Raw genomic sequence first — 23,379 nt, forward strand, 5'->3', positions numbered from 1 at the left:
TACGTCCGCCGTCCCGCCGGCATTCGGCGGCTGATCTCTCCTGAAGGGAGGACCGGCGCAGATGGACCGGGGAAAAGGCGTATGATTTGAGTAATATTAGAATAACATAAAAAGAACAAAATGTAAACACATGTTCTGAGCAGAACAAGAAAGTGCTTGACATGGCCGACTGAAGGTGGTAATGTATTTCAAGTAGGAAGAAGAAGTTTCCGCTTCTCACCTTACAGCGCAGGCTCGTAAGGTCAATGATGAAAGAACAGCCGGACAGGCGTTTTTTTGAGGCGGATACTTGTGTAATCCGCCTTTTTAAATGCAGTAGGAGGTGCAAAACAATTAGCAAGGATAATCTGATCAACGAAGAAATTCGTGCAAGGGAAGTTAGATTGATCGCGAGCGACGGTACACAGCTGGGTGTCGTCAGTATTGAAGAAGCCATGGAAAAAGCAAACGAGGCCAAGCTGGACCTGGTAAATATCTCGCCCAACGCCAAGCCGCCCGTGTGCAAGCTTCTCGATTATGGGAAGTACCGCTACGAGCAGCAGAAGAAGGAAAAAGAGGCGAAGAAAAAGCAGAAGAGCTATCAGGTCAAGGAAGTGCGCCTCGGTATCTTTACGGAAGAACACGACCTCACCGTGAAAGCGAACAATGCGATCAAATTCCTGAAAAGCGGTGATAAGGTTAAAGTCAGTCTTCGTTTTCGCGGAAGAGAGATGGGTCACATCGCTCAGGGACAGAAGACGATGGAACGTTTTGCAGAATTGGCTGCGGAAGCCGGAACTCCGGAAAAAAGACCGGAGATGGAAGGCAGAAGCCTGTCTATGATATTAACCCCTAAAGCTGAAAAACAGTCATAAAAAACAGGAGGAAAAACGCAATGGCAAAGATGAAGTCCCACAGGGGAGCAATGAAGAGATTTAAAATTACCGGAACCGGCAAAGTAGCAAGACATAAAGCTTACAAAAGCCACATTCTTACTAAGAAAAGCACGAAGAGAAAAAGAGGGCTGAGAAAGTCCACTATTCTTGGAAGCGCGGACCACAAGAGAATCAAGTCCGTATTGAACGTGTAGAAAATTCAGGAGGTAAGGAAAAATGGCAAGAGTTAAAAAAGCAATCAACGCAAAGAAAAAACATAAGAAAGTATTAAAGCTGGCTAAGGGATTTTACGGTGCGAAGAGCAAGATCTTCAGAGCGGCCAATCCGGCTGTCATGAGATCCCTGCGTTCCGCATACGTGGGCAGAAAGAACAAGAAGAGAGAGTACAGAAGACTCTGGATCGCAAGAATCAACGCTGCGGCCAGAATGAACGGACTCTCCTACAGCAAGCTGATGAACGGGCTGAAGGTCTCCGGCATCGAGATCAACAGAAAGATGCTGTCCGAGATGGCTATCTACGATCCCGCAGGCTTTGCGAAGCTGGCTGAGACGGCGAAAGCAGCTGCGAAATAGACTGCAGGCAGAGATGCTTGGCAGGGGATCCGCGTGAAAACGGTTCTGAGAGACCGTGGGCGGATTCGACATTAAAAAGAAGGCTTCGACAAGCCCTTTTGACAAAAATACCCCCCTTCTTACGTCTATAATTACTTATAGAGCGGGAGGGGGTTTTTTATGTGGTAATTTACGGGGAATATCTGTTTCTGGAGAATCTGGCGACAGGGCTGATGATCCTGCATCTGACCCAGGTGTTTTCAGGCGTCCGGGCCGCCCGGCTGCGGCTGGGCCTGGGCGGAGCGTGCTGCGGACTCTACGCCTTCCTGATCTTCGTGCCGATGCACGTGCTGCCGTCGCTGGCTTTAAAGCTGGCGTTTTCTTTTACGATCGTACTTCTGGTCTTCGGGCTGAAAAAACGCAGGGCGCTCTTAAAAATGGTGCTTCTTTTCTTTTTTGTCAGCTTTGCCATAGGAGGGATCACCATCGGGCTCATGTACGGGTTCGGCGTGACGGGGGTCAGCGCCAACGGCGCCTTCTACATGGGCGCCTCGGGCTATCTGCTGGTGACCATGACGGCCGCGGCCGCGTATCTCATGCTGCGGCTGGTGGCGGATCTCATGAAGGGCAGGCGGATGGAAAACAGGACTACGGACCGCGTGAACGTTTATTTAAACGGCAGAAAGGCGGCGCTGCTGGGACTTCTGGATACGGGAAATTTTCTGTCGGACCCGGTGACGGGAAGGCCGGTGTGGCTCATGGCGGAAAGCGTGCTGGGTGAATTGTTTTCATCGGAGACCGCGGCGATGCTGCGAATGGAAAGCGATCCCAAAAAGCTCATGACCATACTGGCAGACGGAGTTCTGTGCGGCAGGCTGCGCCTGATACCTTACAGCGCGGTGGGGACGGAAAAAGGAATGCTTCTCGGCGTGAGGCCGGACTACATAGAGATTATGAAAGAGGGGGAAATGGAAATGAGGGAGGACATTATTCTGGGGGTCTATCACGGCGGTTTCGGATGCGGCGCGTTGGGGGAGCCATACGGCATTCTGATGCACGCGGATCGGGCGAAAGGAGGACTGGTCTGCAATGATTAAAGAATTACGAAAAGCCATGAGCGCGCTGGTCCACAGGTGGATCTGGTTCCGCTTCCGAAAAAAGCCGAGACAGGTTTTTTACATAGGCGGCAGCGACGTGCTTCCGCCGCCGCTGTCGCTGGAAGAAGAGAGAGAGCTGCTGTCACAGCTGCCGGAGAACGGGGAGGCGGTGCGTACTGTTCTCATCGAGAGGAACCTGCGGCTGGTGGTCTATATCGCCAAGAAGTTCGAAAACGCAGGGGTCAACGTGGAAGACCTGATCTCCATAGGCACCATCGGACTGATCAAAGCGGTGAATACATTCAAGCCCGACCGAAACATCAAGCTGGCTACCTATGCTTCCCGCTGCATCGAAAATGAAATACTCATGTATCTGCGCAGGAACAACAAAAACAGGTCCGAGGTATCTTTCGACGAACCCCTGAACGTGGACTGGGACGGAAATGAGCTGCTGCTGTCGGACATTTTGGGCACGGACAACGATATCGTGTACAATCATATCGAGGAGGAAGTAAACCGCGGACTTTTGGGCTACGCGCTGCACCAGCTCTCGCCGAGAGAACGGCAGATCATGGAGATGCGTTTCGGACTGAAAACAGGCCGGGAGATGACGCAGAAAGAAGTGGCGGACCGTCTGGGCATATCCCAGTCCTACATTTCCCGACTGGAAAAAAAGATCATAGTCAGACTGAGAAAAGAAATCAAGAAGCTGGGATGAAAGGGACCGGAGTGCAGGGGCATTCCGGTTCTTATTTTGGGGAACGATCATGGGCGGCAAAGCGCATGCGCCGCCGTTTTTTCTCCGCAGTCCTTTGCCGATGTTGTGCGGACGGCGGGCATTGGGTTATAATAGGTTGACAGCGGTCTTTTTGGCAAAGGATAAAAAGCTATGCAGGCAGAAAGGATTGGCAGGATGAAGTGGAGCGAGAGCAGCCCGAGGGCGTATTATAAAAATTATGAGAGAGTGGACGTGAAAAACGATCAGGGCTGGTTTGAGGTATATGAACTTCCGGGAGAGGTATTCGCGATCTGCGAGCCAAGGCATTTTCAGGAAGTGAACAGTTATCTGATCCTGGGAAGGGAGAAAGCGCTGCTGTTTGATACCGGTCTGGGTTTTTGCAATATAAAACCGCTGGTGGAGGAACTGGCCGGCGGCAGGAGCGTGGCGGCGGTCAACAGTCATTGTCATGCCGATCACATTGGAAACAATTGGCGTTTTGAGCCGGTCCTTGCTTTTTCCACGGAGGCGTCGCGGCAGGCGGCGCGCTGTGGCAGGAGGGGCGAGCAGTTGGGAGATCAGCTGAAGGAAGAGGCCTTTCGGGGAGGGTACCCGGAAGGTTTTCTGCCGGAAGAGTTTCAGATACCTCCTTATCGGACGGAGGAAACCGTGGAGGGAGACCGGATCGATCTGGGCGGCCGCACTCTGCAGGTCATCCATACGCCGGGGCACAGCGAGGACAGCATCATGCTGTACGACGGGGCACACCGTATACTGTTTACGGGGGACACGTTTTATCTGGCGGCGCTGTACGCGCATTTTGACGAGGCGGATCTGCCCCGGTACCGGAGATCGCTTCTGCACGCGCGGGAGGCCGCTCCGGAAGCGGAAAGGCTGTACTGTTCTCACAATGAGCTTTCGGCGGGCGTGGAAAAACTGACGGAGGCTGCCGGGGCCATGGAATGGATCACGTCGGCTGAGAGCGAAAGCGGAGCGGAAACAGAAGTGCCCAGCAGGGTCTTTACAGAGGGCGGAAAGCGCCTGATCGAATATTTCTTCGACGGTTTTTCCGTGGTCCGTCAGGCCAGGTGACGGAGAGATGACCGGCGGAAAAAATTGCCGGAAAGCGGGCTGGAAAAAGCGGAGAGATGGAAAAAAGATAAAGGAAATCCGGGATAAAAAAGGTCCAAAAAGTACATAAATAAAAGTGAACGCATGAAGTGCGGCTGCGGCAGAAAAGCGGCCGGTGCTTAGGGGGGCAGAACGGAATGCGGAGGACCTTTTATGATGGCAAGCAAAGTAGAAATTTGCGGTGTAAATACATCAAAGCTTCCTGTTTATAAGGATGCTGAGATGAAAGAGATGATAGAGAAGATAAAAGGGGGGGACAGTGAAACAAGGGACGAGTTTATCAGAGGAAATCTGCGTTTGGTGCTCAGCGTAATACAACGCTTCAACAACAGGGGGGAAAATCCGGACGACCTGTTTCAGGTAGGCTGTATCGGCCTGATCAAGGCGCTGGACAATTTTGATACAAAACACGAGGTGCGTTTTTCCACTTACGCGGTGCCGATGATCATCGGCGAGATCCGCAGATACCTGCGGGACAACAACGCTATCCGGGTCAGCCGGTCCCTGCGGGACACGGCCTACAAGGCGCTGCAGGCAAAGGAAAAACTGATCAAACTTCATCAGAAGGAACCCACTGTGGCGGAGATCGCCAAGGAACTGGGACTGCCCAGAGAGGACGTGGTACTGGCGCTGGATTCGATCCAGGATCCGATCTCTCTGTTTGAACCGGTGTTCCACGACGACGGGGACGCGATCTACGTCATGGATCAGGTAAAGGACACGAAAAACACGGACGCGAAATGGGTGGAGGACATCACGCTCTCGGAGGCCATGAAAAAGCTGGCGCCCAGAGAGAGACACATCCTCACCATGCGTTTTTTCGACGGAAAGACGCAGATGGAGGTGGCCGAAGAGATCGGGATCAGCCAGGCTCAGGTCAGCCGCCTCGAAAAGAACGCGCTGAAATATATGCGCAAATATGTTTAGCGGCTGTTCTCCCGCCTCACCATATATTCCGCACGATCAATGCCCCGCAGGTCTGTATTTTAAACCTGCGGGGCATTTTATATTTTTTGACGCGTTTTCCGCCGCGCCGCCTTCAGCTTCCGCAGGCCCGGAGGAGCTGCATAAGGTTGCGGATGGTATAGCGCAGGAACTGCGGGGCCAGATCCTTTGACTGGGAGAAGGGTATGGCCTGCCGGTTGATGGTGAGGATAGAGGAGATACCCATACTGGCGGCTCCGGAGAGTCCGTCGTCCAGCGCGCCGCCTACGATGGCGCACACGGGTACTCCGGCTTTCCTGGCGCGGCGGGCGATGCCGGAGGCCACTTTGCCGTGAAGACTTTGCTCGTCGATGCGTCCTTCGCCTGTGAAGATCAGATCACAGCCCGGCAGGAGGGAATCAAAGCCGACCACGTCCAGCACGGCCTCGATGCCGGGAGTAAGATCGAAATCCAGCATGGCGTACATTCCGCCGCCCATTCCGCCGGCTGCTCCGGCTCCGGGAAGCCCGCAGACCTGCTCCTTTCCGGGAATGCGGGCCAGAAGGGCGCCCAGATGGCACAGACCCTCGTCCAGCTGTCTGACCATGACCTCGTCGGCGCCCTTTTGAGGGCCAAAGACATAGGCGGCGCCGTCAGGACCGTACAGGGGATTGTCCACATCGCACATGGCTCTCAGACGCACGCCCTTCAGAAGATTTTTTGCGGGAGCGGCGTCGATCTCAGCGATATCCTTCAGGGTGCCTCCCACAGGAACGAATGTCCGTCCTTCGCTGTCGCGAAAGATCACGCCCAGAGCTGCGGCCATGCCGGCTCCGCCGTCGTTGGTGGCGCTGCCGCCGATCCCCACCACCACATCCCGGGCTCCGGCCGCCACCGCGTGACGGATCAGCTGTCCCACTCCGTAAGTGGTGGTCAGAAGCGGATCCCGCCTGTCTTTTACCATGGGAAGGCCGGCCGCGGCGGCCATTTCGACTACGGCGGTCCTTCCGCCGTCCATGAGGCAGTAAAAGGACTCGATATCTTCAAAATACGGACCCTTTACGGCCGCGGATACTTTTTCTCCCGGGAGGGCCTGAAGGAAGCAGTCGCAGGTGCCTTCGCCTCCGTCGGCCACGGGAAGGGCGGTCACCTGGCAGTCGGGGAAGACGGCCAGGATCTCTTCTTTCATAATATTGCAGATCTGTATAGAGGAAAGAGTGCCTTTGAACGAATCCGGCGCAAGGATGATTTTTTTCATTTGATTTCCCCACTTTCTTGAATTTCTGAGGTTACCATACCACAGGAGAGAGAACGGCGCAATCGGTATCTGCGTTTCCGTCAAGGCTGGAATGAAAAAATATTTCACTATTGAAATAAAATTTCTAAGATATTGCAGAGAAAACGGATGAAAGCACAAAAAAATGTGGATAAAATACAAAAAACGCTTAGAAGTTTGAAAATTATAAAAAATTATTGAAATAAAATTTCAATCGTGCTATTCTTGTCATAACGAAGCGAAGGGAGATGAAAGACTTGGAGTGGATCACAACAGTAGAAGGCGATATAGACGTCGAAGAACTGGGCCATTGCCAGCCTCACGAGCACGTCTATCTGGTGGAAACGCCGGCGCAGCTTTCTCACGGAGAGCTGCGGATCTCAAATCTGGCGGCCTCCATCGAGGAATTGAAGGGGTACCGCAGGGCGGGGGGCTGTTCGGTGGTGGACGCCCAGCCTCTGGCTACCGGCCGGGACGCCAGGGCGCTGGCGGACGCGTCGAAGGCCAGCGGCGTACATATTATCGCCAGCACCGGATTTCATCTTCGTTTTTTCTATGAGCCCGGTCACTGGATCTATTCGATGGATGAAGACCGGCTGACAAGGCTGTTTCTGCAGGAGCTGGATGAAGGGATGTTTCTGGGGGGCTGTTACGGCCTGCCGGAGTATCAGACCCGGATCCGGGCGGGGATCGTGAAGGCGGTCTGGACGGAGGACTCCATGGAGGGCCGCGCGGAACTGCTGCTGCGGGCGGCTGGGACCGCGGCCAGGGAAGCCGGCACGGCTCTGATGCTTCACACCGACTTTGGGAAAGGCGCCGTGGAAGCGCTGGATCTCCTTTCGGGGACTGGGCTGCCGCCGGATCGGGTCCTGATCTGCCACGCGGACCGGCAGACAGAAGATCTGGGCGTACACAGGGAGATCGCGGAAGCGGGGGCCTATCTGGAATACGATACCATTACGATGCTCGACATACATGACAATGAATCGGAGATCCGCCTGATGCAGTATATGGCTGAGCAGGGATATCTGGATCAGCTGCTGATCTCCACGGATCCCACGCTGGATCGGCTGAAGGCGTATGGGAGCGCCGTGGGCATGGATTATATCCTCACCCGCTTCCTTCCTGCCCTTCGCGAAGCGGGCTTTACGGAGGAGATGATCCATACCGTCACCAGAAAAAATCCGGCGGCGGCGCTGAGACGAGCGGGGAAGGGCCGGCGGGAGCCGGGCTGAGGGACCAAAAGGGACAACCGCCGCTGAAACGCGGTTGGAATAAAACAAAGTGCAAGAGAAGAAGAAGTACCCTCAGCTGACAAAAGGCGCCTGTCCGGAATCGTCACAGGTTCCGGAACGGATTGACAGCTGCGGGCAAATGGAGGAGAACTGTTATGACACGCAAAAAAGTATTGGCATTCTTGATGGCCTCGGTACTGGCGCTCTCTTTTACCGCCTGCGGAGGCACTCAGGGAGACGGGGGAAACGGCGGCGAGGGATCGGACGATGGGGCAAGCCAGTGGGCGTCCACCGATGAGACCTTCGATCCGCTCACTGAGACGGACGCTATCACCTTCGAGGAGATGCGGGCTCAGTTTGGAGCTATTCCCAAGGTAGAAGGCGAGCTGGCCTTCGCCGGCAATGTAAAGGCCTTCGAGAACGTGGTATGGCGGGAAATTTCCAACGGCTATGTGGCGCTGTCCGAGGCGGCCAACGCGGCCGGAATGAACGTTACTGTGGATACCCGTTCCCCTCAGGGCGAGAACGACGAGGAAGGACAGCTGACCATCCTGAAAGACCAGGTCCGTCAGGGCGTGGGAGCCATCCTGCTGTCGCCCATATCGGACGCCAACTGCATTCCGGGGATCGAAGCGGCTCACGAGGCGAATATTCCCGTATTCTCCATCAACAATGAATTTAACGGCGCGGACCGTTTTATCGGCCCCAACGCTCTGGAACAGGGCGCCATCGCCGCGGAGTGGGTCAACGAAAAACTCGGCGGTCAGGGCAAGGTAGCCATCGTCATGGGCATGCCCAAGACCGGCGTCACCAGAAACAGGACACAGGGCTTTGAGCAGTGGTTTGCGGACAACGGTTCCGACATCGAAGTGGTAGCCAGTCAGAACGCCGACTGGGACCGCTCGAAGGCCAAGGACCTGGCGGCCACATGGCTTCAGACCTATCCGGACCTTGACGCCATCTTCTGCAACAACGACGTCATGGCTCTGGGCGTGGTGGAAGCCGTCAAGGAAGCGAAGCTGAAACTGAACGAGGACATCTATGTGATCGGCTGCGACGGTCAGTCTGAAGCTTACGATTCCATAAAGGCGGGAGAAATGGCCGCCACCATCGACTCCTTCCCCTTCTATGAAGGTTACATGGGAGCCGAGGTAGCTCTTCGCGTCATGGCGGGCCAGGAGATCCCCAAGGTCGTGTGGACTCCGGTCAAGATCCTTGACAGCACCAATGTAAACAACGACGCGGCTGTGAACGTAGGATGGACGGATCCCGAGTTCGAGTAAAAGCAGAATAGCCACAGAAGCTGAAATGGAGGATGCCTTTTGAGAGAGCATCCTCCATTTCAAAGAAAGGAAGGGATCACCATGGAACCGAACATCCGTTTTGACCATATTACAAAAGAGTTTCCCGGCGTCAAAGCGCTGGAGGACGTATCTTTTGAGATCAGAAGCGGGGAGGTCCACGCGCTCCTGGGAGAAAACGGAGCGGGCAAATCCACGCTGCTCAATATTCTGCACGGCGTCTACACAGCGGACGGCGGCGATATATGGATCGGCGGAAAACGGGTGAATTTTGGAAATCCCATGGAAGCGCTGAACTTCGGGATTGCCAAAGTTCATCAGGAGATCAATCTCGTCCCCCAGCTCACGGTGGGGCAGAATATCGTGCTGGGCTTTGAGCCGGCCAGAGCCGGGATCATCAACTTCGGGGAGGTCAACCGCAGAGCGGACGAAGTGCTGAATTCGCTGGGCTGTTCCTTTTCCAGCGGCGACAGCATCGAGGGTCTCAGCGCCGGTGAAATGCAGATGATCGTCATCGCCAAGGCGCTGTTTCACAACGCCCGCATCATCTCCTTCGACGAACCCACGGCCTCCCTCTCCAACGTGGAGATCGAAAGTCTCTTCGCCGTTATCGAGGGGCTGAAGGCGCAGGGGATCACCATCCTTTATGTGAGTCATAAGCTGGATGAGATCTCCCGTCTGGCGGACCGGGCCAGTATTCTCCGGGACGGAAAGTACGTGCTGACCTGCGATGTGGCGGAGACCCCGAGAGACGAGCTGGTGCGAAACATGGTGGGCCGTTCGGTGTCCAGCTACGCGGTGCGCACCATGCCGTCCTGTGTGAGGGACGAGACGGCCCTGGAAGTCAGGAATATGTCGGGGCCCGGTTATTCGGATATCAGCTTCACGCTGCGCAGGGGAGAGATCCTGGGCTTCGCGGGACTGGTGGGGGCAAAGAGGACCAACGTGGTGAGAGCGCTGTTCGGCGCCGACGCCAGATATGAGGGAGAGATATACGTACACGGAAAGAAAACGGAGATCCATTCTCCCAGACAGGGGCTTTCCGCAGGCATCGGTCTGCTCTCCGAAAACCGCAAGACCGAGGGTTTCGTGGGAGAACTGGACAACTCGATGAACATCGCGCTGGCGGCTCTGCCGCGGCTGTCCGGGTGCGGCGTGCTGAACTTTAAAAAAATACTGGACAATTTCAACAAGTACGCCCAGGCCATCCGTCTGAATCTCAGGGATCCGGAGGTGCTGACGGTGAATCTTTCCGGCGGAAATCAGCAGAAAGTGATCCTGGCCAAATGGCTGGCCACGGAGGCTGGGATTCTCATCTTCGACGAACCGACCAAGGGCGTGGATGTGGGCGCGAAAGCGGAAATATACCGTCTGATGGAAGAATTTGCGGCCGGGGGCAATTCCATCATCATGGTATCGTCTGAGCTCCCGGAAGTCATCGGTATGAGCGACCGGGTGATCGTGATGCGGGAAGGCAGGATCGCGGCGGAGCTGGCCAAGGCGGAGCTGAGCGAAGAAATCATACTGAGTTATGCGATGGGAGGAGTCGGACAATGAATAAGCTCAAAAATACGGCAAAGCGGCTGAACCGCGAATTGGCTACGCTGTTTGTGCTGATCGTGATCGTCGTTATATTCTCTGCGAAAGAGCCGCGGTACATGGACCTGGCCAATCTGATCGATATCATCGAACAGGCGGTGATCAACGGCTTTCTGGCCATCGGCGTGACGTTTGCCATCATTACAGGGGGCATCGACCTGTCCGTGGGTTCGATCATGGCAGTGGCCATCGTGGCCTGCGGCCAGCTGGCCGTCTCCGGCCTGCCTCCCGTGGCGGTCATGGGGATCGGGATGCTGCTGGGGCTGGCGCTGGGGAGCGTCAACGGTCTGCTCATCACGAAAATGAAGCTGCAGCCCTTCATCGCCACTCTGGGCACCTGCAGCATCCTGCGGGGCGTGGCCTACGTCATCACCGACGGGTGGCCGGTGCTGAACATTCCCTCCGCTTTCCGGTCCCTGTTTCAGAACGAGGTGGTGGACGGCGTCCGCATGTCCATGATCTATCTGCTGCTGATGGCCGTGGTCTTCGCCTTTGTACTGAAGCGCACCCGGGCCGGCGTCTATATCTATTCCATCGGCTCCAACGAGGAGGCTACCAAGTTGTCGGGAGTCAACACCGACCGGTATAAGATCGTGGCATACGCCCTCTGCGGCCTGGCCTCCGCCATGGCGGGAATGGTCACCCTGGCGCGGCTGGGGACCGGGGAACCCACGGCAGGACAGGGCTACGAGCTGAACGCCATCGCCGCGGCGGCCATCGGCGGAGCCAGTCTGGCGGGGGGAAAGGGCAGCATACTCGGAACCGTTCTGGGAGCGCTGACGCTGTCCGCTCTGAGAGTGGGGCTGGTGGTGATCGGCATGGACACCTTCTATCAGTACATAGCCACAGGTCTTATCATCGTCGTCGCCGTGTACTTTGAAGTGATGAAAAATAACGTGATCAAGCTGGCGTCCAGGAGGCGGCAGCTGAGGCAGAGGACTTCTCCCGCGACTTCTTCCGGGGCCTCCGCCGATAAAAAGGAGTGAGGATCAATGAGAAAAATGAAAGCCGTTATACTGAAGGCTCCCAACGATTTTGCACCGGGCGAGATCGATATCCCGGCGGTGGGAGACGGGGATATTCTTCTGGAGATGAAAAAGGCCGCCATCTGCGGCACGGACATCCGCATACTGGAGGGGAAAAAAACCAAGGGAGTCCGCTACCCCTCGGTGATCGGCCACGAGATCTGCGGGCTCGTCAAAGAAGTGGGCCGGGATGTGAAAGGCTTTGCCCCCGGGGACAAGGTGGCCGTGGCCAATGTGATCCCCTGCCATTCCTGCAGGGCGTGCCTGGCGGGCCGGGAGAACGCCTGCATGGACAGGAAGGCCATCGGATACGAGTTTAACGGAGGCTTCGAGGAATACGTGCTGATCCCCCGGCTGGCCCTTGAGAGCGGGAACGTGGTAAAACTTCCCGATCACGTGTCCTTTGAGGAAGGCGCGCTGATCGAGCCGCTGTCCTGCTGTATCAGGGGACTGCGGAACGCGGGGACGGGTTTCAACGATAATGTGCTCATCGTGGGAGCGGGCCCCATCGGGCTGATGCATCTGCAGCTGGCCAAGATCGCGGGAGCCCGCAGGGTGATCGTCAGCGAGCCCATCGCCTCGCGCAGGGAAAAGGCAAAAAAGCTGGGGGCGGATATAGCCGTGGATCCTACGGAGGAAGATCTGGAGGCTATCGTCATGGCAGAGACAGACGGAGCCGGCATGGACGTCATCGTCATGGCTATCGGCGTGCCGGCACTGGTGGATCCCACGCTGAAGCTCTGCCGCAAGGGCGGCACGGTCAACCTGTTCGCCGGCTTTGCGGGAACGGGAGCGTGTACGGTGGAGGTGAACACCATCCATTACAACGAGATCACTGTCAACGGCAGCACGGCTTACCGGCGGCAGGATTACTACGACGCGGCGGAGATGGTGAAGAGCGGCAAGATCGATCTGAAGGAGATCGTGACGCACACATTTAAGATAGAAGAGTTTCAGAAGGCCTACGAAGTCTGCAAGAGCGGAGCGGGCCTGAAGGTGCTCATCGAACCGTAAAGAAACAGGGAGGACGCCTTCGGGGACAGAGGACCGTGCGCGCCTTTCAATTGAAGGTGACATAAAAAAAGGAAAAGAAGAGAGGTAACGAATATGGCTATGTTAGGAAAAGCAGTACGTATGAGCAGGCTGGTAAATCCCAGGAGCAATAAGATGATGGCGATCACGGTGGATCACGCCATCTCCAGAGGGATCGCGCCCATGACAGGACTGCAGCCCATCCAGAAGACCATAGACGCCATCGTGGCAGGGAGACCGGACGCCATGACCATGACGAAGGGGATCGCGGAGCACTGTATGTGGCAGCACGCGGGGAAGGTGTCGCTGCTGCTGAAATGCTCCAGCTACGCGCCCACTCACCCCACATATGACGCGGCCTTCGGCACCGTGGACGAGGCGATCCGCATGGGAGCCGACGCGGTGTCCATCGGGGCCATGACGCTGGGGGATTATCAGGCTCAGCAGTTTGCGGAGATCGGCCGGTTTTCGGAAGAATGCATGCGGAAGGGAATGCCCCTGATCGGCCACGTCTATCCCAAAGGGGAGTCGGTGCCCGCCGATAAGCGGACAGCCTGGGAAAATATCGCCTACTGCGTGCGCAGCGCGGCGGAGCTGGGGATCGATATCATAAAGACCACTTATACGGGAGACCCGGAATCCATGGCAAAGGTGGTGGACTGCTGTCCCGCCAGAGTGGTGATCCAGGGCGGAGATTCCTGCAAGACTCTGGACGATTATCTGAACATGACCAGAGACGCCATGGACTGCGGCGTGGGAGGCGTGACCATGGGACGGTTCGTATGGGATTATAAAGACATTACCGCGCTGGTCATCGCTCTGCGCTATATGATCCACGAAGGGTACAGCGTCAAGGAAGCGAAGGAGCTGCTGGCCCAGCTGGAGGCGGATAAAAATTACGATCAGTTCTAGTGTACCGGTACGTTATCGCTGGTCAGATCCGGCGCCGCAGACCGGTGAATGGGAGGAGAGAGATGAAACGCTACACTCTGGGAATCGACGTGGGCACCGCCAGCGTGAAGGTGGCTGCGGTGGATGAGTCGGGGATCCTTCTGGCCCTGCGCAGCGAGAGTTATCGTGTGGTCACCGGCGAGGGCGGAAAGGCTGAGATCGACGGACGGGACCTGAGAAGAGCAATGATGAACTGCTTTTCCGCGCTGTTTCTTGCGGATGGAATTCCGGCGGCGGAGGCCGCGGGCATCGGCATATCCTGTCTCTGTCCCGGTCTCTGCGCCTTCGACAGCCAGGGCAGTCTGCTGGTGGACCCTATCATCTATTCGGACTGCCGCAGCGCCGGCGAGGCGGAGTGGATCCGGGAGAATGTGGGGGAGGAGCGGCTGTTCGCTCTCACGGCCAACACGGTCATGGCCGGGGCCATCTCCGGAACCTCCATGCTCTGGATCAAGCGCAATCTGCCGGAGGTGTACGAGAAGACCAGATGGTTCGGCCATGTGAACACCATGGTGGCCGCCTGGCTGACGGGGCAGTTTGCCATGGATCATTCCAACGCCTCCTACACCGCTCTGTTTGAGACGGCGGGCGAAAAAAAGTGGTCCCGGGAGCTGTGCGAAGCTGTGGGCATCGATATGGAAAAGCTGCCGCCTCTGCTGGCCTCCCATCAGATCGTGGGCGAACTGATCGAAAAGGAACTGATCGGCATGGGGATCCCCGCCGGGACCCCGGTGGTCATCGGCGGGGGAGATACGGCCTGCGCCTCTCTGGCGGCGGGAGTCACCGGGAACGGGGACGTCTGCGAATCCGTGGGTTCTACCGATGTGCTGACCGTGTGCGTGGATCAGCCCCGGTTCAGCCGGAGTTTTATCAACCGCTGTCACGTGGTGGAGGGGACGTGGATCTGGCAGGGCGCGCTGTCGCACACGGGAAGTTCGCTGCGCTGGTTTCGCGATCAGTTCTGTCCGGATTATAAAGAGACGGAGCGGGACGGCGGAGAAAAGGCCTTCGCCGCCATGGACCGGGCGGCGGAACGGTCGGTTCCCGGTGCAGGCGGCGTGGTGTTCCTGCCCTATATGATGGGGGAGCGCAGTCCTGTCTGGGACTCCCGGGCCAGAGGCGTGTTCTTCGGCATGTCCCTTTCCACCACCCGGGACGACATGATCCGCGCTGTGCTTGAAGCCTGCGGATACGGTCTGCGGCAGCTGTCGGAGATCGCGGAGAAGGTGGCGGGACGCAGGACGGAGGAATTCATCTCTCTCGGCGGCGGTGCGAAAAGCCTGATCTGGGCGCAGCTGAAAGCGGATATTCTGGGAGCGGACATACACATTCTGGAGAGGGGAGACATGGCGCCCGTGGGAGCCGCCCTTCTCGCCGGAGTGGGAGCGGGGCTGTTTTCCGACCCCGTCTCCGCGTCGGAGCGGGTCGAAAGGAAGACGTACCGGACGGTGCGGGCAGGCGTGGAAAACCGCGGCGTTTACGACCAGCGGTACCGGATCTATACAGAACTTTATCCCAGGCTGAAGGAGCTGTTTTGATCGGGTCTTTCGGCGGCTGCGGGTCTTCCGACTTGAAAGACAGTTCTTTTCATGAAAGCATTTTTCTGATAAAATAAAAGAAGCTCAATGTTTCCAAAGGAAACTTTTTTTCACATACAAAAAGAAATGATCAGGCAGCGCATGGAGGTGGCCTATGAAAATTGTCATTCTTGACGGATATACGGAGAATCCCGGCGATCTGAGCTGGAGCGGCTTTGAAGCTCTGGGAGATCTGACGGTGTACGACCGGACCGACGTCCGGAATGTGGATGAGATCGCGGAGCGCATCGGAGACGCGGAGATCGTCATCACAAACAAGACGCCGCTGCCAGCGGCTGTGTTTGAACGCTGTCCGGGAATTCGATACGTGGGTGTGCTGGCCACAGGGTACAATGTGGTGGATTGCGCGGCGGCAAAGGAGAAAGGCGTACCTGTCTGCAATATCCCCACATACGGGACGGCGGCGGTGGGACAGTTCGCCATCGGGCTGTTGCTGGAGATCTGCCATCATATCGGCCATCACGATCAGGCGGTCAAAGAGGGGCGCTGGGAGAGCAGTCCGGACTGGTGTTTCTGGGATCATCCCCTGATCGAGCTGGATGGAAAGACCATGGGCATCATTGGTTACGGCCGCATCGGACAGGCGATGGGAAAGCTGGCTCAGGCGCTGGGCATGCAGGTGCTGGCTTTCGACGCCCATCAGGATCCGACGCTGGAGAGCCATACCTGCCGGTACGTCGGTCTGGATGAGCTTTTTTCACAGTCCGACGTCATCGCCCTGCACTGTCCGCTGTTTCCTGAGACGGAGAGGATCATCAACAGGGACAACATCGCCAAGATGAAGGACGGCGTCATCATCCTCAACAATTCCAGAGGACAGCTGATCGCAGAGCAGGATCTGGCCGACGCGCTGAACAGCGGCAAGGTGTACGCCGCGGGGCTTGACGTGGTGAGCACGGAGCCGATCAGGGGCGGCAATCCTCTGCTGACGGCGAAAAACTGCATCATCACGCCCCACATTTCGTGGGCTCCAAAGGAGAGCAGGCAGCGGCTCATGGACATTGCCGTGAAAAATCTGAAGGCCTTTTTAGCCGGCGCGCCGGTCAATGTGGTAAACAAATAGATCTGTTGGAAGAGGGGGGTCCGCTTTGACCAATCAATCGTGCAAGACTGTTATAATGGAGAGACTGAGCAGCCTGCCGAAGGCGGAGATGAAGGTAGGAGAATACGTTCTTGAGCATTTCAGCGAGGTGCTGAACTGCAATGTGTCGGAGCTGGCGGAGCTGTCCAACACCAGCGACGCTTCCGTGGTCCGTTTCTGCAAGAAGATGGGCTATAAGGGTTATCAGGAATTCAAGATCAGCCTGGCGGGGGACGTGATCCCCCCGTATAAACATTTCAATCAGGAGCTGGATCAGGACGACAGTACCGAGACGGTCTGCGCAAAGATCTTCAATACGGAAGTGGCCGCGCTGAACGAGACTCTTTCCATGGTGGATTACGAGGCGGTGGAGGCGGTGGTCAAAGCGCTGGAGGGCGCCCGCAGAGTGGAGATCTACGGCAGCGGCGGCAGTCTGGTGGTGGGCATGGATGTCCAGCACAAGCTGCTGAAGATCGGGATCAAAGCCAGCGCCGTCGCTGACGCCGATCTGCAGGCCATGTCCGCGTCGCTGCTGGAAAAGGGCGATGTGGCGCTGTGCATCTCCCACTCGGGCAGCAACCGTACCATTCTGAACTGTATGATACAGGCCAAGATGCAGGGGGCTACCACCATCGCCCTGACGGCGGCGGGATCGTCGCCCCTGTCCAAGATGGCGGACATTCCGCTCTTCGTAGCCACAAAGCAGACGGTCTTCAAATCGGAATCGGTCAGCGCGCGGATCGCGCAGCTGGCGCTGATGGACGCGGTGGTCGCGAAAATAAGCATCGATATTTATGATGAAGCTTACGAGGCGATCCAGAAGACGAGAAAAGCCACAGCGAGCAATAAATATTGACGGGATAAAAAGACTGCTCGATCAGGGGCAGTTCTTTTTTTCTCTGCAGGAGGGCAAACGTTCGGAACGCTCCGGCCGGCCGGGAGAAATGTTGTCCCGGCCGGAGTTGACAAGGAGCTTGGCCCAATGTTAGTATCTAGGTAGATAAAACGCTTTAATCCCATCTGCTGCCGCGGCCGGCAGCGGCCGGGAAAAAGGGCCGTTCGGTCCGGAGCGGGGGGATTTTGGAAATGAGAGAAGGAGGCGAGTAGGTGACAAAGGATATCAGAGGCAGTGGGGCGTTCTTTTACAGAAAAATGATCATGATCGCCTTTCCCGTCATGCTGCAGAATCTCATCAGCATCGGGCTGAATCTGATCGATACGCTTATGATCGGCCGTGTGGGCGTGGATGAACTGGCTGCGGTGGGAGCTGCCAACCAGGTCTATTTTATATTCAGTATGACCGCTTTCGGCATCTACAGCGGGGCCGCCGTATATACGGCGCAGTTCTGGGGCGCTCAGGATATCTCCGGCATCCGCAAGGTGGTGGGCATCGACTTCGCGGTGGGCGGGACCATGGCGCTCTGCTTTACGGTCGGCGCTTTTTTTGGCGCCCCTCATATTCTGTGGCTGTTTGCCAAGGATCCGGAGGTCATCGCCTACGGTACGCAGTATCTGCGGCTGGTCTGCTTTTCTTATGTTTTCACGGCTCTGTCCTATGTGCTCAGCTTTAACTCCAGATCGATCCAGAGGCTGGCCGGGCCCACCTGTATAAACGCGGCGGCCATGCTGGTCAATACCGTGCTGAATTACGGGCTGATCTACGGCAACCTGGGCATGCCCCGGCTGGGTGTGCGTGGCGCCGCTTTGGCCACGCTGATCGCCAGGATCACGGAGTTTTCTGTGCTCATCATCTACATTTACCACGACCGCAGCCATCCGCTGGCGGCTTCCTTCAAGGAGCTGACCTCCTTCGGGAGCGATATGTTCCGCAAGGTCATGAAGACGGCGCTGCCGGTGGTCATCTCTGAGGGAACGTGGAGCATAGCCACCTCCGCGTATTTTATCGCCTACGGGATCCTGGGCGCCTCTGCTCTGGCGGTGGCGCAGGTGGCCTCGGTGGTCAACGAGTTTTCCCAGTCCATCTATTTCGGTCTGGGCAACGCCGCGGCGGTCATGATCGGCGAGAAGCTGGGGCAGGGACGCACGGACGAGGTGGAGATGGACGCCAAACGAGTCCTCAACATCGTCATGGTGATGAATTTTATCGTTACGCTGGCGCTGATCTCCGTGAGGGGACCCATCGCCAGCTTCTACAGATTCGACGGGGCGACAACAGAACTGCTGAAAAGCACCCTCTTTGTTTGGGCGCTGTTCATCACGCCCAAAATGTTTGAATATCTGCTGATCTGCGGCATTCTGCGCGCCGGGGGCGACACCCGTTTCTGCATGGTGGTGGACGTTCTCGGAAACTGGCTGGTGGGCCTGCCCATGGCTTTTGCCGGAGTGACGCTGTTTCATTTTCCGCTGCCGCTGGTGGTGGCCATGGTGTCTTCGGCCGATATCCTGAAAGCGATCATCTGCTGGTACCGCTACAAGCAGAAAAAGTGGATCTGCGTGCTGGTGGACACCCGGGAGGATGAGCCGGAGAAGGGGGAAATAACGCCGTAAAAGTATCTTTCGACAAAATGTGCAAGACATCTTGTAAAGGGGCCGGGATAGACGTATAATAATCTGAAGTTTAAAATGTACCGGCAGAATGAGACGAACATTCTGCCGGTATTTATGTAAAAATGTTCAAGGTATTGACAGGAGGAAACGATGCATCTGGAAGAACAAATGAAAAAGATCTCGCGGCGCATGGACGTTGCTCGAAAGAGGGGGAAGGCGGATCTGACCATCCGCAACGCGAGGCTCGTCAACGTATTTCTGCGGACGGAGGAGCTCAGCGACGTAGCCGTGTGCGACGGGATCGTGGCCGGCACCTATCCTGCGGGGGAAGGTCCGGAGGCGGAGAGAGAGATCGACGCGGCGGGTCTGTACATGATCCCCGGTCTGATCGACGCTCACACCCACGTGGAGATGGCCTACGTCTCGGCGGTACCCTTTGCGGAGGGGGTGCTTCCCTGGGGAACGACTACGGTGGTCATGGACCCCCACGACACGGTGAACGTGATGGGCAACGAGGGCATGGCCCTGCTGGCGGATGAGTTCTGCAAAACGCCGCTGAAAGTAGTGCTGATGACGCCTCCCTGCGTGCCGTCAGCGCCCGCGCTGGAGGACGCCGGATTTGAGGTGACGCTGGATTCTCTGAAGGAGAGCCGGAACATCCCGCTGGTGAAGGGGATTGCGGAGACCATGGATTTCGGCCGGGTGCTGGCCGCTGAACCGGAACTGCTCTCCATTCTGGCATACGGAAGGGAAAATGAGCTGCTCTTTGACGGACACGCTCCCGGAGTCACCGGCTGCGACGCCATGGCGTATTTCGGCACCGGTCCCATCCGCACCGATCACGAATCTGTGACTGTGGACGAGATGTATGAGAAGTACGGCATGGGCGTGTACGTGGTCATTCGCCGGGGCTCTCTGGCGGAACCGGCTTCAGCAGGCGAACTGGTAAAGCGCCTGACCGACACGTCCCGTCTGCTGCTGTCCACCGACGGCTGTATCAATGTGACGGATATGGTACATAGAGGTCACCTGAATTACGCGCTGCGCCAGATCGTGGCGGAGGGAGTGGATCCCATGACGGCGGTCCAGATGGCCACCATCAACGTGGCCAGAGCGCACCGCATCGACCACCGCGTGGGAGCGGTGGCGCCGGGATATGAGGCTGATCTGGTGCTGGTGGAGGACCTGAAAGACTTCAACACAAAGATGGTATTTGTGGACGGGAAAGAGATCCCCAGAGATCTGAAGCTGCCCAGAGTCACGTATCCCCAGAAGGCGCTGAACTCCATCAGTCTGCCGGAACTGACCCCGGCAGATCTGAAGGTGAGCGCTCCGGAGGGGAAGGACCGGGTCAAAGTCCGCGTCCTCACCGCCATCGACCAGACCGTAGCCACCACGCTGGATGAACTGGTCCTGCCGGTGAAAGACGGCTGTGTGGAATCCGATACGCAGCAGGACGCCCTCAAGGCTGTCACGCTGGAGCGCTACGGCAGAGGCAAAGGCAGCAGCGTGGGCTTCGTTCGGGGCTACGATCTGAAGAAAGGCGCCATCGCCGGTTCCATCGGTCAGGATACGCAGAATATGATCGCGGTGGGCGTCAGCGATGAAGATATCTGCGCCGCCGTCAACGCGGTGACGGAGATGCAGGGCGGAGTCGTACTGGTATCGGAAGGCAAAGTGATCGCAAAGATCGCCATGCCCATCTTCGGCATCATGTCAGACAAGTCCTTCGCAGATCTGGAAGAGGATTTTCAGGCGCTGCAGAAAGCCTACGAACAGCTGGGCGGAACGCTGTCCGACGCTGTGTTCACGCTGAGCCTGCTGCTGACGCTGGTGGTCATTCCGGACGGAGGTCTCTCCAACCGGGGACTGGTAGATGTGATGAAGGGCTGCTTTGTGGACGTTGTGGCAGAGTAAGGCGGGAATACCTGATCACACTTAATTACACGAAACAAAGAAGAAAAAACAGAGATTTTATGCGGAATAAAACGAATAAGGAGTGTATCTATGCCAATTACCATAACTGATATTTTATCTGCCGTGGCGGGCTGTCTGGACGCCACGACTCAGGCCATTCTGGCCATGTCCTTCGGGTTTGCCATGCTGCCTTCAGCCATCGCGTACGCCATCGGCATCGGCGGATGCGTGGCTTTTAATTCCGTGGTGCCGATCTCCTTTCAGGCGGAGACCATCACCATGGCAGGGGCGCTGGGACGGAACGTGCGGGAGAGAGTGTCCATCATCTTTCTCGGCGGCGTGGCCATGGTCTTCATCGGCGCCTTCGGTCTGCTGGAGAACATAACCAGTCTGGCGGGAGACGACGTCATCTGCGCCATGATGGCCGGCGTAGGCGTTTTTCTGGCCAAGGTGGCCCTGGATCTGGTAAAGGAGAATGTAAAGACAGGAACGGTGTCCATGGTGACGGCCATCCTGGTCTATGCGGTCACCAAGGATCTGGTCTACACCATCGTCTGCGGCGTTGTGGTCACATCCATCGCAGCGCGCTTTATCGACGGCGAGATCGAGGTGGGCGAGGTGAACAGAGAAGGGTTCAAGCTGCAGAAGCCGACGCTGAATTTTGCCGTGGTGCGGGGAGCGCTCTCCGTCATCTGCCTGACCATCGGAGGAAATATCGCCTACGGCGGCATCACTGCCGATATCGCAGGAGCCACGGCCAACGCCGATCACATTTCCATCTATTCCGGTCTGGCCGACGCTGCGTCCTCCATTTTCGGGGGCGCGCCGGTATCCGTGATCATTTCCGCCACGGCGGCTACGCCCAATCCGAAGACCTCCGCGGTGCTGCTCATGGGTATCATGATGGTGCTGCTGCTGACGGGACTTCTTCCGAAGATCGCAAGATACGTACCGGTGCAGGCGATCGCGGGCACGCTGTTCGTTCTGGGCGTCTTTGTGACCATGCCGGAAAACGCTTCTCTTGCCTTCGCGGGCAACGACGCACTCGGTTCTCTGGCCTGCGGCACTACGCTGGCTGTGACCGCTACCACCGACCCGTTCTTCGGCATTTTGGCAGGCATTCTTGTGAAGCTCCTGGCCGGTCCTCTGGGTATGGTATAGTCAGGCAGTTCGGATGATCAGCACAGCTGGCAAAGGAGAAATACAATGGAACAGAAATCTTATCCGGTCACGGTGGCCGGAGTAAAGCGGGAGCTGCCTGTGGTGGCGCTCAACGAATCGCTTTCCGTGGCGTCCTTCGTCATTCTGGGCGATTGCGAGCTGGTCTGCGCGGCGGCGAAGGAGCTCTCCGGCATGGTCCCGGAGGCCGACTGGATCGTGACGGCGGAGGCTAAGGGGATCCCGCTGGCCCACGAGCTGGCCCGCTGTTTGAATATGAAACGCTATATCGTGGCGAGAAAAAGCGTCAAGCCGTATATGAGAGATCCTCTGGAGATCAGCGTCAACTCCATCACCACGCAGAAGGAGCAGAAGCTCTGTCTGGACGGGGCCGACGCGGCTGCGGTGTGCGGAAAAAGAGTGCTTCTGGTGGACGATGTGATCTCCACAGGGGAGTCCATCGAGGCCATTTCGATGCTGGTGAAACAGGCTGGGGGCCAGGTGGTGGGAAAGGTGTCCATTCTCACCGAGGGAGACCCGGGACAGCACACCGATGTGATCGCGCTGGGAAATCTGCCGCTGTTTCACAGGTAGGAGCAGGGTGAGAGGCCGGGCTTTCCAGCCGCGGCAGTAAGAACAGGAAACAGGGGAAAAGGGGGAGCGGAGATGATACGGAGCATAGAAATGCTGGAGGGGCAGCCGTGGGTCACGGCCGGGTTCAGTACCCGGGCCCGGGTAAAGGATCAGGTGAGGGACGAGCTGGCCGCCGCCGGGCTGCTGGTGGTGCGCCCTGTTCAGGTGCACAAAGACCGGGTGGGGCTGATCACGGAAGAGATGGCGGAGGAATGCCGCCGTCAGGGAAAGAAGGAGCTGGTCCTGCCCGACACGGACGCAGTGATCACGGCCTGCGCCGGAGTGGCGCTGACCACTGTCCACGCAGACTGTCTGCCGGTGTGGATCTGCGGGGAGGACGGCGCCATGGGTCTGGCTCACGCCGGATGGCGGGGCACCTGCGCCGCCGTGGCAGCCAGGACGGCCCAGGCGCTGATGGACCTCACAGGTCAGGGGCCTGAGCGCCTTCACGCCGCCATCGGCCCGGGGATCAGCAGCTGCTGCTTTGAGACGGGGCCGGAGGTCTACGAAGCGTTCGCGGAGAGATACGATTTTATGGACGCCTGCGCCCGGCAGCAGGCGGACGGAAAATATCTCCTGGATCTGAAAGAGATCAACAGGAGACAGCTTTCGGCGCTGGGCATCAGGAGCATTCAGGTCTCGTCTCTGTGTACGATGTGCAGCCGGGATGAGAGCGGGGAGCATCTGTTTTACTCCTGGCGCAGAGACTGCGGCACAAAAGAGCGGATGACCGCCTACATCTACAGACGGCAGCTCCTTTGATCAGTG

The 23,379-nt window shown here is 57.3% G+C and carries 22 protein-coding genes; 21 read left to right on the forward strand and 1 reads right to left on the reverse strand.

Annotation, left to right across the window (positions count from 1 at the left end):
* Positions 1-350 precede the first annotated feature (350 nt).
* From infC to sigG, 7 genes are all read left to right on the forward strand, one after another.
* A complete protein-coding gene (gene infC, locus E0E37_RS12855) occupies positions 351-854 on the forward strand; it encodes a translation initiation factor IF-3 (RefSeq protein WP_456298054.1) in 504 nt (167 codons plus the stop codon).
* Positions 855-874: 20 nt separating this feature from the next.
* The gene (rpmI, locus tag E0E37_RS12860) at positions 875-1,069 is read left to right on the forward strand and encodes a 50S ribosomal protein L35 (RefSeq protein ID WP_130863424.1); all 195 of its coding nucleotides are present in this window, start codon (positions 875-877) and stop codon (positions 1,067-1,069) included.
* A gap of 22 nt (positions 1,070-1,091) precedes the next feature.
* Complete coding sequence (rplT, locus tag E0E37_RS12865) at positions 1,092-1,448, forward strand: 50S ribosomal protein L20 (protein WP_130863425.1); 357 nt, start codon at positions 1,092-1,094, stop codon at positions 1,446-1,448.
* 161 nt (positions 1,449-1,609) lie between these two features.
* A complete protein-coding gene (locus E0E37_RS12870) occupies positions 1,610-2,524 on the forward strand; it encodes a sigma-E processing peptidase SpoIIGA (protein WP_165445351.1) in 915 nt (304 codons plus the stop codon).
* A 16-nt stretch (positions 2,525-2,540) separates the two neighbouring features.
* The gene (gene sigE, locus E0E37_RS12875; protein ID WP_130864470.1) at positions 2,541-3,242 is read left to right on the forward strand and encodes an RNA polymerase sporulation sigma factor SigE; all 702 of its coding nucleotides are present in this window, start codon (positions 2,541-2,543) and stop codon (positions 3,240-3,242) included.
* Positions 3,243-3,437: 195 nt separating this feature from the next.
* Positions 3,438-4,334: an MBL fold metallo-hydrolase gene (locus E0E37_RS12880; RefSeq protein WP_165445352.1), complete on the forward strand. Its 897-nt coding sequence runs from the start codon at positions 3,438-3,440 to the stop codon at positions 4,332-4,334.
* A gap of 195 nt (positions 4,335-4,529) precedes the next feature.
* The gene (gene sigG, locus E0E37_RS12885) at positions 4,530-5,300 is read left to right on the forward strand and encodes an RNA polymerase sporulation sigma factor SigG (RefSeq protein WP_330548608.1); all 771 of its coding nucleotides are present in this window, start codon (positions 4,530-4,532) and stop codon (positions 5,298-5,300) included.
* Positions 5,301-5,412: 112 nt separating this feature from the next.
* On the opposite strand, the gene E0E37_RS12890 is transcribed toward sigG, so the two are convergent.
* Positions 5,413-6,555 carry a glycerate kinase family protein gene (locus tag E0E37_RS12890; RefSeq protein ID WP_130863429.1) on the reverse strand — a complete coding sequence of 381 codons (1,143 nt, stop codon included), beginning with the start codon at positions 6,553-6,555 and terminating at the stop codon, positions 5,413-5,415.
* A gap of 275 nt (positions 6,556-6,830) precedes the next feature.
* Between E0E37_RS12890 and E0E37_RS12895 the strand changes: the two genes are divergently transcribed.
* From E0E37_RS12895 to pgeF, 14 genes are all read left to right on the forward strand, one after another.
* A complete protein-coding gene (locus E0E37_RS12895) occupies positions 6,831-7,808 on the forward strand; it encodes a phosphotriesterase family protein (protein ID WP_165445353.1) in 978 nt (325 codons plus the stop codon).
* A gap of 155 nt (positions 7,809-7,963) precedes the next feature.
* Positions 7,964-9,091, forward strand: a complete 1,128-nt coding sequence (locus E0E37_RS12900) for a substrate-binding domain-containing protein (RefSeq protein ID WP_130863431.1) — start codon at positions 7,964-7,966, stop codon at positions 9,089-9,091.
* 81 nt (positions 9,092-9,172) lie between these two features.
* Positions 9,173-10,666 (forward strand): sugar ABC transporter ATP-binding protein, encoded by a 1,494-nt coding sequence (locus tag E0E37_RS12905; RefSeq protein WP_130863432.1) that lies wholly within the window; start codon positions 9,173-9,175, stop codon positions 10,664-10,666.
* Positions 10,663-11,694, forward strand: coding sequence for an ABC transporter permease (locus tag E0E37_RS12910; protein WP_130863433.1), 1,032 nt, complete (start codon positions 10,663-10,665; stop codon positions 11,692-11,694). The genes E0E37_RS12905 and E0E37_RS12910 overlap by 4 nt, the downstream gene beginning before the upstream one ends.
* Positions 11,695-11,700: 6 nt before the next feature.
* Positions 11,701-12,747, forward strand: a complete 1,047-nt coding sequence (locus E0E37_RS12915) for a zinc-binding dehydrogenase (RefSeq protein WP_246019730.1) — start codon at positions 11,701-11,703, stop codon at positions 12,745-12,747.
* A 93-nt stretch (positions 12,748-12,840) separates the two neighbouring features.
* Positions 12,841-13,677: a class I fructose-bisphosphate aldolase gene (locus E0E37_RS12920; RefSeq protein ID WP_130863434.1), complete on the forward strand. Its 837-nt coding sequence runs from the start codon at positions 12,841-12,843 to the stop codon at positions 13,675-13,677.
* Positions 13,678-13,739: 62 nt separating this feature from the next.
* On the forward strand, positions 13,740-15,254 hold the full coding sequence (locus tag E0E37_RS12925) for a xylulokinase (RefSeq protein WP_130863435.1): 1,515 nt from the start codon (positions 13,740-13,742) through the stop codon (positions 15,252-15,254).
* A gap of 154 nt (positions 15,255-15,408) precedes the next feature.
* Positions 15,409-16,377 (forward strand): D-2-hydroxyacid dehydrogenase, encoded by a 969-nt coding sequence (locus E0E37_RS12930; protein ID WP_130863436.1) that lies wholly within the window; start codon positions 15,409-15,411, stop codon positions 16,375-16,377.
* Positions 16,378-16,402: 25 nt separating this feature from the next.
* Entirely contained in the window at positions 16,403-17,251 is an 849-nt protein-coding gene (locus E0E37_RS12935) for a MurR/RpiR family transcriptional regulator (RefSeq protein ID WP_246019731.1), read from the forward strand.
* Positions 17,252-17,502: 251 nt separating this feature from the next.
* A complete protein-coding gene (locus E0E37_RS12940; protein ID WP_216858908.1) occupies positions 17,503-18,903 on the forward strand; it encodes an MATE family efflux transporter in 1,401 nt (466 codons plus the stop codon).
* A 150-nt stretch (positions 18,904-19,053) separates the two neighbouring features.
* Positions 19,054-20,820, forward strand: a complete 1,767-nt coding sequence (locus E0E37_RS12945; protein ID WP_130863437.1) for an adenine deaminase C-terminal domain-containing protein — start codon at positions 19,054-19,056, stop codon at positions 20,818-20,820.
* Positions 20,821-20,910: 90 nt separating this feature from the next.
* Positions 20,911-21,981, forward strand: a complete 1,071-nt coding sequence (locus tag E0E37_RS12950; protein WP_130863438.1) for an NCS2 family permease — start codon at positions 20,911-20,913, stop codon at positions 21,979-21,981.
* A 45-nt stretch (positions 21,982-22,026) separates the two neighbouring features.
* Positions 22,027-22,572, forward strand: a complete 546-nt coding sequence (locus E0E37_RS12955; protein WP_130863439.1) for a phosphoribosyltransferase family protein — start codon at positions 22,027-22,029, stop codon at positions 22,570-22,572.
* 72 nt (positions 22,573-22,644) lie between these two features.
* Positions 22,645-23,373, forward strand: coding sequence for a peptidoglycan editing factor PgeF (pgeF, locus tag E0E37_RS12960; protein ID WP_130863440.1), 729 nt, complete (start codon positions 22,645-22,647; stop codon positions 23,371-23,373).
* Positions 23,374-23,379 lie beyond the last annotated feature (6 nt).

The organism is Bacilliculturomica massiliensis, from assembly GCF_900605495.1.
Taxonomy (GTDB): domain Bacteria; phylum Bacillota; class Clostridia; order Peptostreptococcales; family Anaerovoracaceae; genus Bacilliculturomica; species Bacilliculturomica massiliensis.

Bases quoted from the DNA above. Each gene is read 5' to 3' on its own strand.
- rpmI (WP_130863424.1), top strand. From the start codon at position 875: ATGGCAAAGATGAAGTCCCACAGGGGAGCAATGAAGAGATTTAAAATT.
- rplT (WP_130863425.1), top strand. From the start codon at position 1,092: ATGGCAAGAGTTAAAAAAGCAATCAACGCAAAGAAAAAACATAAGAAA.
- sigE (WP_130864470.1), top strand. From the start codon at position 2,541: ATGAGCGCGCTGGTCCACAGGTGGATCTGGTTCCGCTTCCGAAAAAAG.
- E0E37_RS12880 (WP_165445352.1), top strand. From the start codon at position 3,438: ATGAAGTGGAGCGAGAGCAGCCCGAGGGCGTATTATAAAAATTATGAG.
- sigG (WP_330548608.1), top strand. From the start codon at position 4,530: ATGGCAAGCAAAGTAGAAATTTGCGGTGTAAATACATCAAAGCTTCCT.
- E0E37_RS12890 (WP_130863429.1), bottom strand. From the start codon at position 6,555: ATGAAAAAAATCATCCTTGCGCCGGATTCGTTCAAAGGCACTCTTTCC.
- E0E37_RS12900 (WP_130863431.1), top strand. From the start codon at position 7,964: ATGACACGCAAAAAAGTATTGGCATTCTTGATGGCCTCGGTACTGGCG.
- E0E37_RS12905 (WP_130863432.1), top strand. From the start codon at position 9,173: ATGGAACCGAACATCCGTTTTGACCATATTACAAAAGAGTTTCCCGGC.
- E0E37_RS12910 (WP_130863433.1), top strand. From the start codon at position 10,663: ATGAATAAGCTCAAAAATACGGCAAAGCGGCTGAACCGCGAATTGGCT.
- E0E37_RS12915 (WP_246019730.1), top strand. From the start codon at position 11,701: ATGAGAAAAATGAAAGCCGTTATACTGAAGGCTCCCAACGATTTTGCA.
- E0E37_RS12920 (WP_130863434.1), top strand. From the start codon at position 12,841: ATGGCTATGTTAGGAAAAGCAGTACGTATGAGCAGGCTGGTAAATCCC.
- E0E37_RS12925 (WP_130863435.1), top strand. From the start codon at position 13,740: ATGAAACGCTACACTCTGGGAATCGACGTGGGCACCGCCAGCGTGAAG.
- E0E37_RS12930 (WP_130863436.1), top strand. From the start codon at position 15,409: ATGAAAATTGTCATTCTTGACGGATATACGGAGAATCCCGGCGATCTG.
- E0E37_RS12945 (WP_130863437.1), top strand. From the start codon at position 19,054: ATGCATCTGGAAGAACAAATGAAAAAGATCTCGCGGCGCATGGACGTT.
- E0E37_RS12950 (WP_130863438.1), top strand. From the start codon at position 20,911: ATGCCAATTACCATAACTGATATTTTATCTGCCGTGGCGGGCTGTCTG.
- E0E37_RS12955 (WP_130863439.1), top strand. From the start codon at position 22,027: ATGGAACAGAAATCTTATCCGGTCACGGTGGCCGGAGTAAAGCGGGAG.
- pgeF (WP_130863440.1), top strand. From the start codon at position 22,645: ATGATACGGAGCATAGAAATGCTGGAGGGGCAGCCGTGGGTCACGGCC.